The sequence below is a fragment of the Bradyrhizobium sp. USDA3516 genome, assembly GCF_057651995.1.
This window is the reverse complement of sequence record NZ_JBYGYN010000001.1, coordinates 936,266-950,033: the sequence shown is the minus strand read 5'-3', so window position 1 is coordinate 950,033 and position 13,768 is coordinate 936,266. Positions and strand designations below refer to the sequence as shown.

General features: G+C 64.7%; 12 protein-coding genes. 11 read left to right on the top strand and 1 reads right to left on the bottom strand.

What is annotated here, in order from left to right; translation table 11 throughout:
- Window positions 1-61 precede the first annotated feature (61 nt).
- The 11 genes from AC24YW_RS04615 to AC24YW_RS04565 all read left to right on the top strand — a co-directional run bounded on the left by AC24YW_RS04615 (window position 62) and on the right by AC24YW_RS04565 (window position 13,339).
- Entirely contained in the window at window positions 62-2,191 is a 2,130-nt protein-coding gene (locus AC24YW_RS04615; RefSeq protein ID WP_487481593.1) for an acetate--CoA ligase family protein, read from the top strand.
- 178 nt (window positions 2,192-2,369) lie between these two features.
- Entirely contained in the window at window positions 2,370-3,212 is an 843-nt protein-coding gene (locus AC24YW_RS04610) for an IclR family transcriptional regulator (RefSeq protein ID WP_487481592.1), read from the top strand.
- A 105-nt stretch (window positions 3,213-3,317) separates the two neighbouring features.
- Window positions 3,318-4,286, top strand: a complete 969-nt coding sequence (locus tag AC24YW_RS04605) for a Bug family tripartite tricarboxylate transporter substrate binding protein (protein WP_197946532.1) — start codon at window positions 3,318-3,320, stop codon at window positions 4,284-4,286.
- Window positions 4,283-4,780 (top strand): tripartite tricarboxylate transporter TctB family protein, encoded by a 498-nt coding sequence (locus AC24YW_RS04600; RefSeq protein ID WP_487481591.1) that lies wholly within the window; start codon window positions 4,283-4,285, stop codon window positions 4,778-4,780. Before AC24YW_RS04605 ends, AC24YW_RS04600 begins: the two co-directional genes overlap by 4 nt.
- Entirely contained in the window at window positions 4,780-6,279 is a 1,500-nt protein-coding gene (locus AC24YW_RS04595; protein WP_487481590.1) for a tripartite tricarboxylate transporter permease, read from the top strand. The genes AC24YW_RS04600 and AC24YW_RS04595 overlap by 1 nt, the downstream gene beginning before the upstream one ends.
- A 52-nt stretch (window positions 6,280-6,331) precedes the next feature.
- The gene (locus AC24YW_RS04590) at window positions 6,332-7,126 is read left to right on the top strand and encodes an NYN domain-containing protein (protein WP_487481589.1); all 795 of its coding nucleotides are present in this window, start codon (window positions 6,332-6,334) and stop codon (window positions 7,124-7,126) included.
- A gap of 84 nt (window positions 7,127-7,210) precedes the next feature.
- Window positions 7,211-9,013, top strand: a complete 1,803-nt coding sequence (locus tag AC24YW_RS04585) for an adenine deaminase (RefSeq protein ID WP_487481588.1) — start codon at window positions 7,211-7,213, stop codon at window positions 9,011-9,013.
- Between the two features lie 152 nt (window positions 9,014-9,165).
- Window positions 9,166-10,950: a glyoxylate carboligase gene (gene gcl / locus AC24YW_RS04580; RefSeq protein ID WP_487481587.1), complete on the top strand. Its 1,785-nt coding sequence runs from the start codon at window positions 9,166-9,168 to the stop codon at window positions 10,948-10,950.
- A 13-nt stretch (window positions 10,951-10,963) separates the two neighbouring features.
- Window positions 10,964-11,749 carry a hydroxypyruvate isomerase gene (gene hyi / locus AC24YW_RS04575; protein WP_487481586.1) on the top strand — a complete coding sequence of 262 codons (786 nt, stop codon included), beginning with the start codon at window positions 10,964-10,966 and terminating at the stop codon, window positions 11,747-11,749.
- A gap of 209 nt (window positions 11,750-11,958) precedes the next feature.
- Window positions 11,959-12,846 carry a 2-hydroxy-3-oxopropionate reductase gene (locus AC24YW_RS04570; protein WP_487481585.1) on the top strand — a complete coding sequence of 296 codons (888 nt, stop codon included), beginning with the start codon at window positions 11,959-11,961 and terminating at the stop codon, window positions 12,844-12,846.
- A gap of 109 nt (window positions 12,847-12,955) precedes the next feature.
- Complete coding sequence (locus AC24YW_RS04565; RefSeq protein WP_487481584.1) at window positions 12,956-13,339, top strand: DUF1236 domain-containing protein; 384 nt, start codon at window positions 12,956-12,958, stop codon at window positions 13,337-13,339.
- Window positions 13,340-13,379: 40 nt separating this feature from the next.
- Here the strand turns inward: AC24YW_RS04565 and AC24YW_RS04560 are convergent, their stop codons facing one another.
- Window positions 13,380-13,757, bottom strand: a complete 378-nt coding sequence (locus tag AC24YW_RS04560) for a VanZ family protein (RefSeq protein ID WP_487481583.1) — start codon at window positions 13,755-13,757, stop codon at window positions 13,380-13,382.
- Window positions 13,758-13,768 lie beyond the last annotated feature (11 nt).

Sequence of the window (13,768 nt, the reverse complement as noted above, 5' to 3'; positions counted from 1 at the left end):
TCACGGGCAGCCGCAACACGCGCGCTTTAAAAGAACGAACTGAGGTCAAGGGAGAAGCCACATGTCCATTTCCAAAGATGCCGTCCGCAAGGTGCTTGACCAGGTCAAGGCGGACAACCGCACCAGCCTGACGGCTCCGGAAGGCAAGCTGGTCTGCGACGCCTACGGCATTCCGGTTCCGAAGGAGGGCGTGGCGAAGTCGGCGGGCGAGGCCGGCAAGATGGCATCGTCCATGGGCTTCCCCGTCGTGATGAAGATCGTCTCGCCGGACATTCTCCACAAGACCGAAGCCGGCGGCGTTATCGTCGGCCTGAAGACGGCCGAGGAGGCCGAGAAGGCCTACGAGACCATTCTGGGCAACGCCAAGAAATATAAGTCCGATGCCAAGATCGAGGGCGTCCAGGTGCAGCAGATGCTGGCCGGCGGCACCGAGGTCATTGTCGGCTCGATCACCGACGGCTCGTTCGGCAAGCTGGTCGCCTTCGGCCTCGGCGGCGTGCTCGTCGAGGTGCTCAAGGACATCACCTTCCGCCTCGCGCCGGCGACCAAGGAAGACGCACTCTCGATGCTCGACGGCATCCAGGCGCACGAGATCCTGAAGGGCGTGCGCGGCGGCGAGCCGGTGAACCGCAACGCGCTCGCCGAAATAATCGTCAAGGTCTCGCAGCTCGTCACCGACTTCCCCGAGATCGTCGAGCTCGACCTCAACCCGGTGTTCGCAACGGCGAAGGATGCCACGGCCGCCGACGTCCGCATCGTGGTCGACTTCGCCTACAAGCCCAAGCCGAAGCCGCGTCCGACCGATGAGATCGTCGCGGCGATGAACCGCATCATGCAGCCGAAGGCGGTCGCCGTTGTCGGCGCCTCCGCGGAGGACGGCAAGATCGGCAATTCCGTGATGAAGAACCTCATCAACGGCGGCTACAAGGGCGAGATCTATCCGATCCATCCCAAGGCCGCCGAGATCCTTGGCTACAAGGCCTACAAGAGCGTCAAGGACGTGCCTGGTGTGATCGACGTCGCGGTGTTCGCAATACCCGCGAAATTCGTCGCCGCCGCGCTGACCGAATGCGGCGAGAAGAAGATCCCGGGCGCGGTGCTGATTCCGTCGGGCTTCGCTGAAGCCGGCGCGCCGGAGCTGCAGGCCGAGATCGTCGAGGTCGGCAAGAAGTACGACATCCGCCTGATGGGGCCGAACATCTACGGCTTCTACTATACGCCCGCCAATCTCTGCGCGACCTTCTGCACCGCCTATGACGTCAAGGGGCATGCGGCGCTGTCGTCGCAGTCGGGCGGCATCGGCATGGCCATCATCGGCTTCTCGCGCTCGGCCAAGATGGGCGTGTCCGCGATCGTCGGCCTCGGCAACAAGTCCGATATCGACGAGGACGATCTGCTCGCCTTCTTCGAGCAGGACCCGAACACCAATCTGATCGCCCAGCACTGCGAAGACCTCAAGGACGGCCGCGCCTTCGCGGAAGCCGCAAAGCGCGTGTCCAAGAAGAAGCCGGTGGTGGTGCTCAAGGCCGGCCGGACCTCGGCCGGCGCAAAAGCGGCGTCCTCGCACACCGGCGCGCTCGCCGGCAACGATCGCATCTACGAAGACGTATTCAAGCAGTCCGGCGTGATCCGTGCCCGCTCACTTCGCCAGTTGCTCGAATTCGCCCGCGGCGTACCGGTGCTGCCGACGCCGAAGGGCGAGAACGTTCTCATCATTACAGGTGCCGGCGGCTCGGGCGTGCTGCTGTCGGACTCCTGCGTCGATAACGGCCTGTCGCTGATGTCGATGCCGCCGGATCTCGATGCGGCCTTCCGCAAGTTCATCCCGCCGTTTGGAGCGGCCGGCAATCCCGTGGATATCACCGGCGGCGAGCCGCCGATCACCTATGTCAACACGGTGAAGCTCGGCCTGTCGGATGAGCGCATCCACGCGCTGATCCTCGGCTATTGGCACACCATCGTCACCCCACCGATGGTGTTCGCCCGCAACATGGTCGAGGTGAAGAAGGAGATGGAGGCCAAGGGTTTTGTGAAGCCGATGGTCGCCTCTCTCGCCGGCGACGTCGAGGTCGAGGAAGCCGCCGAATATCTCTACCAGAACGGCATCCCGGCCTACGCCTATTCGACCGAGCTGCCGGTCGAGGTGCTTGGTGCCAAGTACAAGTGGGCGCGCGGGGCAGGGCTGCTCTGAGCTTGCTTTCGCCTCTCCTCGCTTGCGGGGAGAGGTCGAATTGCGAAGCAATTCGGGTGAGGGGGACCTCTCCGCGAGTCTAACTGTCACTGTCCTCGCAGACACCGCCCACCCTGACCCTCTCCCCGCAAGCGGGGAGAGCGAAAAGGAATGCGCGAGGGAGAACGGTCAGGTCGCGATGAGCAAGAACGTGATCCGGCGCAAATCGCTCGAGCCCAAATCGGCCGCGGAGGCCGATCACGAGGGGCGCGACGGTGGCGTGCAGTCGGTCGACCGCGCGCTGTCGATCATCGAGACTCTGGCCGAGGACGACGAAGGCTATCGTCTGAGCGATCTCGCGATCCGCACCGGCCTGTCGGCGTCCACCGTGCACCGGCTGCTCGCAACGCTCGAAAGCCGCCGCTTCGTGCAGTTCGATCGTGGCGAATCCAAATGGCATGTCGGCGTGCGCAGTTTCACGGTCGGCGCCAGCTTTGCGCGGCGACGCAATTTCTCCGCGCAGGCGATTCCATATTTGCGCAAGCTGCGCGATCTCACCCGCGAGACGGCCAATCTCGCCGTGGTCGACGATGAGTTCATCATCGTGCTGACCCGTATGGAAAGCCGCGAGATCATGCGTTCGCTGACCAAGGTCGGCGGCCGCGTCCCCATGGTGACCTCCGGCGTCGGCAAAGCGGTGCTCGCAACCTATTCAGACGAGGATGTCGGCGCCGTCATCCGTCATCACGGCATGCCCCGCCTGACCGAGAAGTCGATCGTGCGCCCGAGCGATCTGTTCAGGGAGCTCGAGAAAATCCGCAAGCAGGGCTTTGCCGTCGACGATGAGGAGGCCCAGATCGGCCTGCGCTGCGTCGCTGCGGTGGTATACAACGCGCTGGCCGAACCGCTTGCCGCGATCTCCGTATCCGGCCTGACGAGCCGCGTCACCGACGAACGATTGCCGGAGATCGGCCAGATCGTCCGGGACGTCGCGGCGGAACTGACTGCCGCGCTCGGCGGGGTGATCCCGGCGCCCCGCTGACCAAAAACCCTGAGGCAGGTCACTGGACAGCATCGGCCGTTTTGGTTGATATGCGACCAAACGACACAATGCGGCAAACGTCCGCATGAGCCTGGAGATGCCCTCATGTTCCGATTTCCCATGCGCCTTGTCGGCGCAGCCGTCGCGTTGACCTTGGCGGCTGCCAATCCGGGCTTTGCCCAGCAGCTCGAGCTCAAGCTGATGGCGCCGGCGGCTCCGGGCGGAGGCTGGGACCAGACAGCGCGCTCGATGCAGCAGGCGCTGGTGGCTGCGGGCGTTGCCCGCAGCGTGCAGGTCACCAACGTTCCCGGCGCAGGTGGCAGCGTCGGCATCGCGCAATTCGTCAACGGCGCCAAGGGCGACGGCAACCAGATGATGGTCAACGGCTTCGTCATGGTCGGCGCGCTCGCCATGAACAAGTCACCCGTGACGCTGGAGCAGGTGACGCCGATCGCGCGCCTCACCGAGGAAATCCAGGTTATCGTGGTTCCCGCCAATTCGCCGATCAAGAACGCGCAGGACTTGGCTGCCGCGGTGAAGGCGGATATTGCCAAGGTCACCTTCGCCGGCGGTTCGGCCGGCGGCGTCGACCATGTGATGGCGGCCTTGTTCGCCGGCGCCGTCGGTGCCGACGCCAAGAAGATCAATTACATCCCGTTCTCCGGCGGCGGCGAGTCGCTGGCAGCGATCCTCGGCGGCAAGGTCACCGCCGGCATTTCGGGCCTCAGCGAATATGAAGGGCAGATCAAGTCCGGCAAGCTGCGCGCGATCGGTGTGACCTCGGAGAAGCGCATCGCAGGCAGCGACATCCCCACCTTCAAGGAGCAGGGCATCGACCTCGTGATCGCCAATTGGCGTTCGGTGGTCGCGCCTCCCGGTATCACACCGGAGCAGCGCAAGACCTTGAGCGATGCGGTCGAGAAGATGGTGAAGTCTGACGCCTGGAAAGAGATCCTCAAGCAGAAGGGCTGGGAGGACGCCTATCTCGGCGGCGACGCTTTCGCCGACTTCCTGAAGAAGGAAACGGCCCGGGTCACCGACGTGCTGAAATCGGTCGGCCTGGTCAAGTCATGACCCAAGATCGCGCGTCGGGTGATCCCGTCCAGCCGTCGCGGCGTGTCGACCGCGCCGGCCTTGTCATCGCGGCATCGCTTGCGGTGCTCGCCGCCGTGCTGGTCTGGGACGCGCGCGGCCTGCAATCCACGGCGATGTACGGGATGGGACCGGAGGCGATGCCGGTTGTGGTCGCCTGCGGCCTTGCGCTGGTTGCGATCGGCAATTTCATCGACGCACTGCGCGGCAATTTACCGGCCCGCGAAAGCGCCGATCCCGTGCCTGTGGTTCTGATCCTCGTCGGTCTTGCGCTGCTGATCGCGATTATCGGACTTGGCGGCGGCTTCATCCTGGCGACCTCGGCGCTGTTCGTGACGACCTCGGCGGCCTTCGGGCGCCGTGCCATTCTCATCGACGCCATTATTGCCCTCGTGATGTCGACCCTCATTTACCTCGCGTTCGACCGGCTGTTGACGCTGAGCCTGCCTGCCGGCCCGCTGGAGCGACTGCTGTGATGGATACCTTTGCCGCGCTCGCTCACGGCATGGCGGTCGCCGTCCAGCCGATGAACCTGCTTTACGCACTGATCGGCGTGTTCCTCGGCACGGCCGTGGGCGTTCTGCCCGGCATCGGCCCGGCATTGACGGTCGCGCTGCTGCTGCCGGTGACCTACAAGCTCGACCCCGGCGGCTCGCTGATCATGTTCGCCGGCATCTATTATGGCGGCATGTACGGCGGATCGACCACCGCGATCCTGATCAATACGCCCGGCGAGAGCGCCTCCATGGCGACCGCGCTCGAAGGCAACAAGATGGCAAAAGCGGGCCGCGGCGGGCCGGCCCTCGCGACCGCCGCAATCGGCTCCTTCGTCGCCGGCACCATCGCCACCATTGGCCTTGCCTTCCTCGCGCCATGGCTGGTCGATGTCGCCGTGCGCTTCGGCCCCGAGGATTACTTCGCGCTGATGTGCGTTGCCTTCGTCACGGTATCCGCGACCTTCGGCGATTCCCCGATCCGCGGACTGACCAGCCTGTTCATCGGTCTGACACTCGGCCTCGTCGGCATCGACAAGCTGACCGGTCAGGCGCGGCTTGCGTTCGGCATCCCTGAACTGCTCGACGGCGTCGAGGTAACGACGCTTGCGGTCGGGCTGTTCGCGGTGGGCGAAGCACTCTACGTCGCATCGCGCCGCCACCACACCGAGGAGAAGCTGGAGCCGGTGCGCGGCTCGCTGTGGATGACCAAGGAGGACTGGAAGCGGTCTTGGAAGCCATGGCTGCGCGGGACGATGTTCGGTTTCCCGATCGGTGCGCTGCCGGCCGGTGGCGCCGAGATCCCGACCTTCCTGTCCTATTCGACCGAGAAGCGGCTGACGAAGCACCCCGAAGAGTTCGGCAAGGGCGCGATCGAAGGCGTCGCCGGTCCCGAAGCCGCCAACAACGCGTCCGCCGCCGGCACGCTGGTGCCGCTGCTGACACTCGGACTGCCGACTTCGGCGACCGCCGCGATGATGCTGGCGGGCTTCCAGCAATACGGCCTCAACCCGGGCCCGCTGCTGTTCGCCGAGCGGCCTGATCTCGTGTGGGGCTTGATCGCCAGCCTGTTCATCGCCAACACGATGCTGCTGGTGCTCAATCTGCCGCTGGTCGGCCTGTGGGTGCGGCTGCTCGCGATCCCGCAGCCTTGGCTCTATGCCGGCATCCTCGTGTTCGCGACCATGGGCACCATCGCGGCAAAACCGTCGGTGGTGGAACTGTCGATGCTCGCCGGTTTCGGTGTGCTCGGTTTCCTGATGCGCCGGTTCGATTTCCCGATCGCGCCCGTCGTCGTCGGCCTGATCCTCGGCCCTATCGCCGAAAGCCAGCTCCGCCGCGCGCTCGCGATCAGCCTCGGCGACCCCATGACGCTGCTGCAGAGCCCGATCTCGGCGACGTTGCTCGGGATCGCGCTGATCGCGCTGGTGGCCCCCTTCGTCTTGAGAGGGCTCGGCCGGTTCAAGGCGAACGAGGATTAGCCGTTCTGACGCACACATGCTCTAATGCTGCGTCATACCCCGGGGAATTGTCATGCCATCGGAAGTTCGCTCGCCTCGTCTGGCCGTCCTGATCGATGCCGACAATGCCTCCGCCAAAATCGCGGATGGACTGTTCGAGGAGATTGCCAAGATCGGCGAGGCCAGCGTTCGCCGCATCTACGGCGATTTCTCCAACGCGCGATCAAGGGGCTGGGCCGACATTCTGTCGAAACACGCCATCATTCCGCAGCAGCAGTTCGCCTACACGACGGGCAAGAATGCATCCGACATCACCCTTGTCATCGATGCGATGGACCTGCTTCACAGCGGACGCTTCGATGGCTTTTGCCTGGTATCGTCCGACAGCGACTTTACGCGCCTTGCCGCACGCATCCGAGAGCAGGGCATCGATGTGTTTGGCTTTGGCGAGCAGAAGACGCCGGAGAGTTTCCGGCAGGCCTGCCGAAGATTCGTCTATACGGAGAATCTGCTTGCCGCGCCGGTGAACAATCAGGATACCGTCGTAAGGCCGACGTCGCTTCAACCGCCTGATGCCGCCGTGCCCGTGATCAAGAAGGTCATCACCCAGATGGAGAGCGAGGACGGCTGGGTGACGCTCGGAGAGGTCGGCCGGCAACTCGCCAATCTCGCCTCCGATTTCGATCCGAGAACGTATGGTTTCCGCAAGCTGAGCGACCTGGTGCGCAAAACCAATTCGTTCGAGATCGACGAGCCGAAGGGCCGGTCGATGCGGATTCGGGTTAATCCCGCCACCGCGGCGGCGCCGAGAGCGCGGAACCCGCGTCGACGTGCAAGGCCAGCCAGCGCTTCCGCGCCTAAGGCGTAAGCAGGACGCACCGCCATCTTTGAGCTTGCCCGGTGTGGCGCGGGGCGTAACCATGGCTCGCCCGTAACGCCATGCGAGGTTCCCATGACCAAGCTCACCCGCTTCACTGTCGCGCCGCTGCACAGCATGACGCGGCGCCTCGCCGACGTCGCTTCAGTTCGTGTCACGCCGGATCTCGTCGTCACGGGAGCGCGCGTGCTCTCGACCTATTCCGAGCGTATCCATCCGGGGCGCGAGGTCTGGATATCAGGCGGCCGCATCGCGGCGGTGAAGCCGGCCGGTACAGCGAAGAAGGCCTGGAGCGATATTCCGCTTTATGACGCGGCCGGCGGCATCATCGCGCCGGGCCTGGTCGATCCACACATTCACATCGAATCCTCGATGGTGACGGCCTGCGCCTATGCCGAGGCCGCGCTGCTCAACGGCACCACGACGATCTTCTGCGACAGCCACGAGATCGGAAACGTCATGGACGTCGCCGGGGTGGAGGCGATGCTGGAAGATGCGCGCGAGGCGCCGCTCTCGATCTTCCTGACGGTGCCGAGCACCGTCCCTGCGACCTCGGCTGAGCTTGAAACGGCAGGCGGCGACCTCACGCCGGACAAGATCGCCAGCCTGTTCGACCGCTGGCCCGAAGCGGTGGCACTCGGCGAGAAGATGGATTTCGTGCCTGTTACGATGGGCGACGAGCGCAGCCATGCCATCCTCGCCGCAGCCTTGAAGCGCGGGCGTCCCGTCTCCGGCCATGTTTACGGCCGCGAATTCGTCGCGGCCTATGCGGCATCCGGCGTCACCGACACCCACGAGGCGATCGACCGCGACATTTCCGATGACCTGCTCGATGCCGGCGTCTGGGTGTTTTTGCGCGGGGGACCGCCGACCACGCCCTGGCATTCGCTGCCGCAAGCGATCCGAACGATCACCGAGCTCGGGGCCTCGCACAAGCGCACGGCCGTGTGCACGGACGACCGCGACGCCGACGATCTCCTGATGTTCGGTCTCGACTGGGTGGTGAGGGAAGCCGTGAAGGCCGGGATGTCGCCTGAACAGGCCTGGTCGATGGGCTCGCTGCATGGCGCCACGCGCTTCGGCATGGAGGGCGATATCGGCGGGCTCGGCGGCGGCCGCCGCGCCGATCTCGTGCTGATGGACGACAATCTCAAGCCGCAATGCACCTGGTATGGCGGCGAGCTCGTGGTCGAGCACGGCAAGATCACCCCGAGGCTGGATCAGGCGCTGTCGCAGCGTTATCAATATCCGAAGGCGGCCTATGCGACCGTGAAGCTGCCGGAGAAGATGAAGTTGACGCCGGAGCTGCCCGCAAAGGCCTGCACCGTCAACGCGATCAAGACTGCGTTGCCCGGCATCACGCTGATTCACGAGAGAGTGGAGATCGAACCCGCAAAAGACTGGTCCTCTCTGTTCGCGCGCTATGGCCTCTGCTTCGTCGCGGTGGTCGAGCGGCATGGCAAATCCGCCGGCAACGTTGCCCATGGGCTCCTGAAGGATTTCGGCCTGAAGCGCGGCGCGGTCGCTTCCAGCGTCGGTCACGACAGCCACAATCTCATTGTCGCCGGTACCAACGAGGGCGACATGCAGGTCGCCATCGCCGCGATCAAGGAGCAGCAGGGCGGCGTCTGCGTCGTCGCCGACGGCGAGGTGAGGGCGCTGGTTCCGCTGCCAATCGCGGGCCTGCTCTCCGATAAGCGCGTCACGGAGGTGGCCGAAGAGCTCAAGGCGCTGAAGAAGGAATGGGCCGAGGCCGGCTGTACCATCCCGTACATGGGCTTCAATTTGATTCCGCTATCGGTCATTCCGGAAATTCGCATCACCGACAAGGGCCTCGTGCTGGTGCCGCAGATGCAGCTGGCGCCACTGTTCGAGTGATCTGCTTTCACGCATTCCTCGATTTATCCGATTGAAACCGCCGCGGTTTTTCCGGGACTGCCGCATCGTGGAAAATAAAATCGATCTCGTTGAGATCGGCTTCTGCACACCTGATGATCTCGCTCGCTGATGCAATTTGAGCGAGGTTCGATATGGCGAAGATGCGAGCTGTCGATGCGGCCGTGCGTATCCTGGACAAGGAAGGTATCTCGACGGCCTTCGGGGTTCCCGGCGCTGCGATCAATCCGCTTTACTCGGCGCTGAAGAAGCGTGGCTCGATCCGCCACATCCTGGCGCGTCATGTCGAGGGCGCTTCGCACATGGCGGAGGGCTATACGCGGGCGAAGGCGGGCAATATCGGGCTCTGCATCGGCACCTCCGGGCCGGCCGGCACCGACATGATCACCGGGCTCTATTCGGCGATCGCCGATTCCATCCCGATCCTCTGCATCACCGGGCAGGCGCCGCGGGCGCGGCTCTACAAGGAGGATTTCCAGGCCGTCGACATCGAGTCGATCGCAAAGCCCGTCACGAAGTGGGCGGTGACCGTGCGCGAGCCGGCGCTGGTGCCGCGTGTGTTCAGCCAGGCCTTTCATGTGATGCGCTCAGGCAGGCCGGGGCCGGTGCTGATCGACATGCCGCTCGACGTGCAGCTCGCCGAGATCGAGTTCGACGACGAGACCTATGAGCCGCTGCCGGTCTACAAGCCCGCCGCGACGCGCAAGCAGGTCGAGAAGGCGCTGGAGATGCTCAACGCCGCCGAGCGGCCGCTGATCGTCGCGGGCGGCGGCATCATCAACGCCGACGCCTCGGACCTGCTGGTCGAGTTCGCCGAGATCGCCAACGTACCCGTCGTGCCGACATTGATGGGATGGGGCGCGATCCCCGATGATCACGTGCTGATGGCCGGCATGGTCGGCCTCCAGACCAGCCACCGCTATGGCAATGCTACCCTGCTGGAATCCGACTTCGTGCTCGGCATCGGCAACCGCTGGGCCAACCGCCACACCGGCTCGGTAGACACCTACACCAAGGGTCGCAAATTCGTTCACGTGGACATCGAGCCGACGCAGATCGGGCGCGTGTTCAATCCCGATCTCGGCATCGTCTCGGACGCAAAGGCCGCGCTCGAACTGTTCGTCGCCGTCGCCAGGGAGTGGCGGCGGTCAGGCAGGCTCCGCGAGCGCCAGGCGTGGCCTGCGGCCTGCCGCGACCGCAAGAAGACGATGCTGCGCAAGAGCCATTTCGACAACGTCCCGATCAAGCCGCAGCGCGTCTACGAGGAAATGAACAAGGCGTTCGGCCGCGACACCACCTATGTCACCGTGATCGGCCTGTCGCAAATCGCCGGCGCGCAATTCCTCGGCGTGTACAAGCCCCGCAACTGGATCAACGCCGGGCAGGCGGGTCCGCTCGGCTGGACCCTGCCGGCCGCGCTTGGCGTGCGCGCGGCGTGTCCAGAGCGCGAGATCGTGGCGCTCTCCGGCGACTACGACTTCCAGTTCCTCATCGAGGAGCTCGCGGTCGGCGCGCAGTTCAATCTGCCCTACATCCATGTCGTCGTGAACAATTCCTATCTCGGCCTGATCCGCCAGGCCCAGCGCGGCTTCGAGATGGACTATCACGTCCAGCTCTCCTTCGAGAACATCAACGCGCCCGAGATCGGCGTCTATGGCGTCGACCACGTCACGGTCGCCGAAGGCCTCGGCTGCAAGGCGATCCGCGTCACCGACCCAAAGGACACGCAGGCAGCGTTTGCGACCGCGCGCGAATTGATGGCCAAGCACCGCGTGCCTGTCGTGGTCGAGTTCATCCTCGAACGCGTCACCAACATCGCGATGGGCACGGAGATCGACAACATCGTCGAATTCGAGGAGGTGCTGGACCTTCCTCTCGACGAGGTCGGCACCACGCGCGTGCTGCAGCCGGCGGAATAGGGGAAGAAGCACCATGCCGAAATTTGCCGCCAACCTCACCATGCTCTTCAACGAGATGCCGTTCCTCGACCGCTTCGCGGCGGCAAAGGCGGCGGGCTTTGCCGGAGTCGAATATCTCTTCCCCTATGATTTCGACAAGGCGCAGCTGCGCGAGCAGCTCGAGGCCCACGGGCTGACGCAGGTGCTGCACAATCTCCCCGCCGGCAACTGGGCCGGTGGAGAGCGCGGCATTGCGATCCTGCCCGACCGCACCGCCGAATTCCGCGACGGCGTGTTTCGCGCCATCGACTATGCCAAGGCGCTCGATTGCGAGCAGCTCAACTGCCTCGTCGGCATCGCGCCTGTTGATGCCGATCCGCACGAGCTTCGGGAGACGCTGGTCGGGAATCTGCGTTTTGCGGCTTCGACGCTGGCGCGGGAGAACATCAAGCTGCTGGTCGAGCCCATCAACACGCTCGATATTCCCGGCTTCTTCCTCAACGGCACCGAGCAGGCGGTGCAGCTGATCTCCGAGGTGAGGTCGAACAACCTCTTCATCCAATACGACATCTACCACATGCAGATCATGGAGGGCGATCTCGCCCGCACCATGCAGGAATATCTGTCTCAGATTGCCCACGTCCAGCTTGCCGACAATCCCGGCCGCCATGAGCCCGGCACCGGCGAGATCAACTATCCCTTTCTGTTCCGCCACCTCGACGCGATCGGCTATCGCGGCTGGATCGGCTGCGAATACAAGCCGCGCACCACGACGCTGGAGGGCCTGTCGTGGCACGCGGCGCAGACATTCGAGACGTAAGGAAGCTCCGGTGATGGTGCGCTCCCTCACCCGCTTGCGGGAGAGGGTCGGGGAGAGGGTGTCTTCGCAATGGGACTCCCTGAGGCGTACTGAGACAATCCCCCAGTTGAAAGAGCCCCCACCCGGCGCTGCGCGCCGACTTCCCCCGCAAGCGGGAGAGGTGCACCGAGTCCGTGGCTCGACTTAGCCCAAATCTAGAGGAACAAGATATGACCAACATCGGCTTCATCGGACTTGGCACCATGGGACGGCCGATGGCCGGCCATCTCCTGGCCGCGGGCCATCGCGTCTCCCTGCATGACGTTGCGCCGATCGCGCCGGAGCTGATTGCCGCGGGCGGCATCGCCTGCACATCCGCCAGGGAGGTCGCGGAGCAGGCGGACACGGTCATCATCATGGTGCCAGATACGCCGCATGTGGAGGCCGTGCTGTTTGGCAAGGACGGTGTCGCCAGCGGCATCTCCAAGGGCAAGATCGTTGTCGACATGAGCTCGATCTCGCCGCTGGCGACGAAGGAGTTCGCGAAGAAGATCGAGGCGCTCGGCGCCGATTATCTCGATGCGCCGGTGTCGGGCGGGGAGGTCGGTGCAAAGGCTGCGAGCCTCACCATCATGGTCGGCGGACCAGAGCGGGCCTTCGGCATCATGAAGCCGATCTTCGACAAGATGGGCAAGAACGTCACCCATGTCGGCGCCAACGGCGACGGGCAGACCACAAAGGTCGCCAACCAGATCATCGTCGCACTCACCATCGAAGCCGTGAGCGAGGCGCTGTTGTTCGCATCCAAGGCCGGTGCGAATCCAGCGCTGGTGCGCAAGGCGCTGATGGGCGGCTTTGCCTCCTCGCGCATTCTGGAGGTGCATGGCGAGCGCATGGTGAAGCGCAACTTCGATCCGGGTTTCCGCATCGAGCTGCACCAGAAGGATCTCAATCTCGCGCTCGAAGGCGCGCGAGCACTCGGCCTGTCGCTGCCGAGCACGGCGGTCGCGCAGCAATTGTTCTCGTCCTGCACCGCACATGGCGGCAAAGCCTGGGATCACTCCGCCATGGTGCGGGCGCTGGAACTGATGGCGGGGCACGAGATCGCCGCGGCCTGAACTGTTACACGGTAACACTATCCAGCGATGCATCTTTGTCGCAGGGAACCGGAACATGCTCCGGCCCCGCGGGTTGAAGGCGCATAACAAACACTGGAGACATCAGGACATGAAAACCCGTCTTGCGATTACGTTGGCTGCCGCCTCGCTGCTGGCGTCGAGCGCAGCCTTTGCCCAGTCGACGACCGAACAGGGCGCCCGAGACGGCGCGCGTGCGGGCGGCGATATCGGCGGTCCGATCGGCGCGATGGTCGGCGGCACCGTCGGTGCGGCCGTCGGCGCCGGCCTCGAGATCCCGAATGCGGTACTGGGCGGCATCCCGCGCAGCGAGTCCGTCGTGGTCGAAGAACGCGTCGTGGTCGGGGAGCCGCTTCCCCCGACGGTGGTGTTGCGGCCCGTGCCGAACTACACCGAGTATCGCTATGCGGTCGTCAACGATCGCCGTGTGATCGTCGAGCCGCGCACACGCCGCGTGGTCAAGATCATCGACTGATCGACGCAATCCTCTGTACTGAGCAGGGCCCTACGGAGCGTCACTCCGCGGGGCCTTCGCTTGTCACGGCGGATCTGGTGCGAAAGCGCGAGAGCAGCCATTCAGCCGCGGCCGCGAGCGCAAAGCCGAGGCAGGTGGTCGCAGCATCGACCAGAAAATCCTCCAGCCGCGCATGGCGGCCGGGCGCCCAAAATTGCATCAGCTCGAGCGCGCCGATCAGGACGACCGCGGCCGCTGCAATCAGCAGGCGCCGGCGCCGATAGGCGAGGCCGAAGGCCAGTCCGACCAGGATGAAAGCGAGCGCATGCTCGCCGTCCTGCCCGAGGTCGGAATGAGGCCGCAGGCCGGGAGGACCGAGGGTGGCGAACGTAACGGCGGCCGCGAGCAGCCAGGCAAAGGTACGAACCAAACTGGGCATTCGGCCCGCTT

Coding starts and splice junctions, on each gene's coding strand:
- AC24YW_RS04615 (WP_487481593.1), top strand. CDS start 62: ATGTCCATTTCCAAAGATGCCGTCCGCAAGGTGCTTGACCAGGTCAAG.
- AC24YW_RS04610 (WP_487481592.1), top strand. CDS start 2,370: ATGAGCAAGAACGTGATCCGGCGCAAATCGCTCGAGCCCAAATCGGCC.
- AC24YW_RS04605 (WP_197946532.1), top strand. CDS start 3,318: ATGTTCCGATTTCCCATGCGCCTTGTCGGCGCAGCCGTCGCGTTGACC.
- AC24YW_RS04600 (WP_487481591.1), top strand. CDS start 4,283: ATGACCCAAGATCGCGCGTCGGGTGATCCCGTCCAGCCGTCGCGGCGT.
- AC24YW_RS04595 (WP_487481590.1), top strand. CDS start 4,780: ATGGATACCTTTGCCGCGCTCGCTCACGGCATGGCGGTCGCCGTCCAG.
- AC24YW_RS04590 (WP_487481589.1), top strand. CDS start 6,332: ATGCCATCGGAAGTTCGCTCGCCTCGTCTGGCCGTCCTGATCGATGCC.
- AC24YW_RS04585 (WP_487481588.1), top strand. CDS start 7,211: ATGACCAAGCTCACCCGCTTCACTGTCGCGCCGCTGCACAGCATGACG.
- gcl (WP_487481587.1), top strand. CDS start 9,166: ATGGCGAAGATGCGAGCTGTCGATGCGGCCGTGCGTATCCTGGACAAG.
- hyi (WP_487481586.1), top strand. CDS start 10,964: ATGCCGAAATTTGCCGCCAACCTCACCATGCTCTTCAACGAGATGCCG.
- AC24YW_RS04570 (WP_487481585.1), top strand. CDS start 11,959: ATGACCAACATCGGCTTCATCGGACTTGGCACCATGGGACGGCCGATG.
- AC24YW_RS04565 (WP_487481584.1), top strand. CDS start 12,956: ATGAAAACCCGTCTTGCGATTACGTTGGCTGCCGCCTCGCTGCTGGCG.
- AC24YW_RS04560 (WP_487481583.1), bottom strand. CDS start 13,757: ATGCCCAGTTTGGTTCGTACCTTTGCCTGGCTGCTCGCGGCCGCCGTT.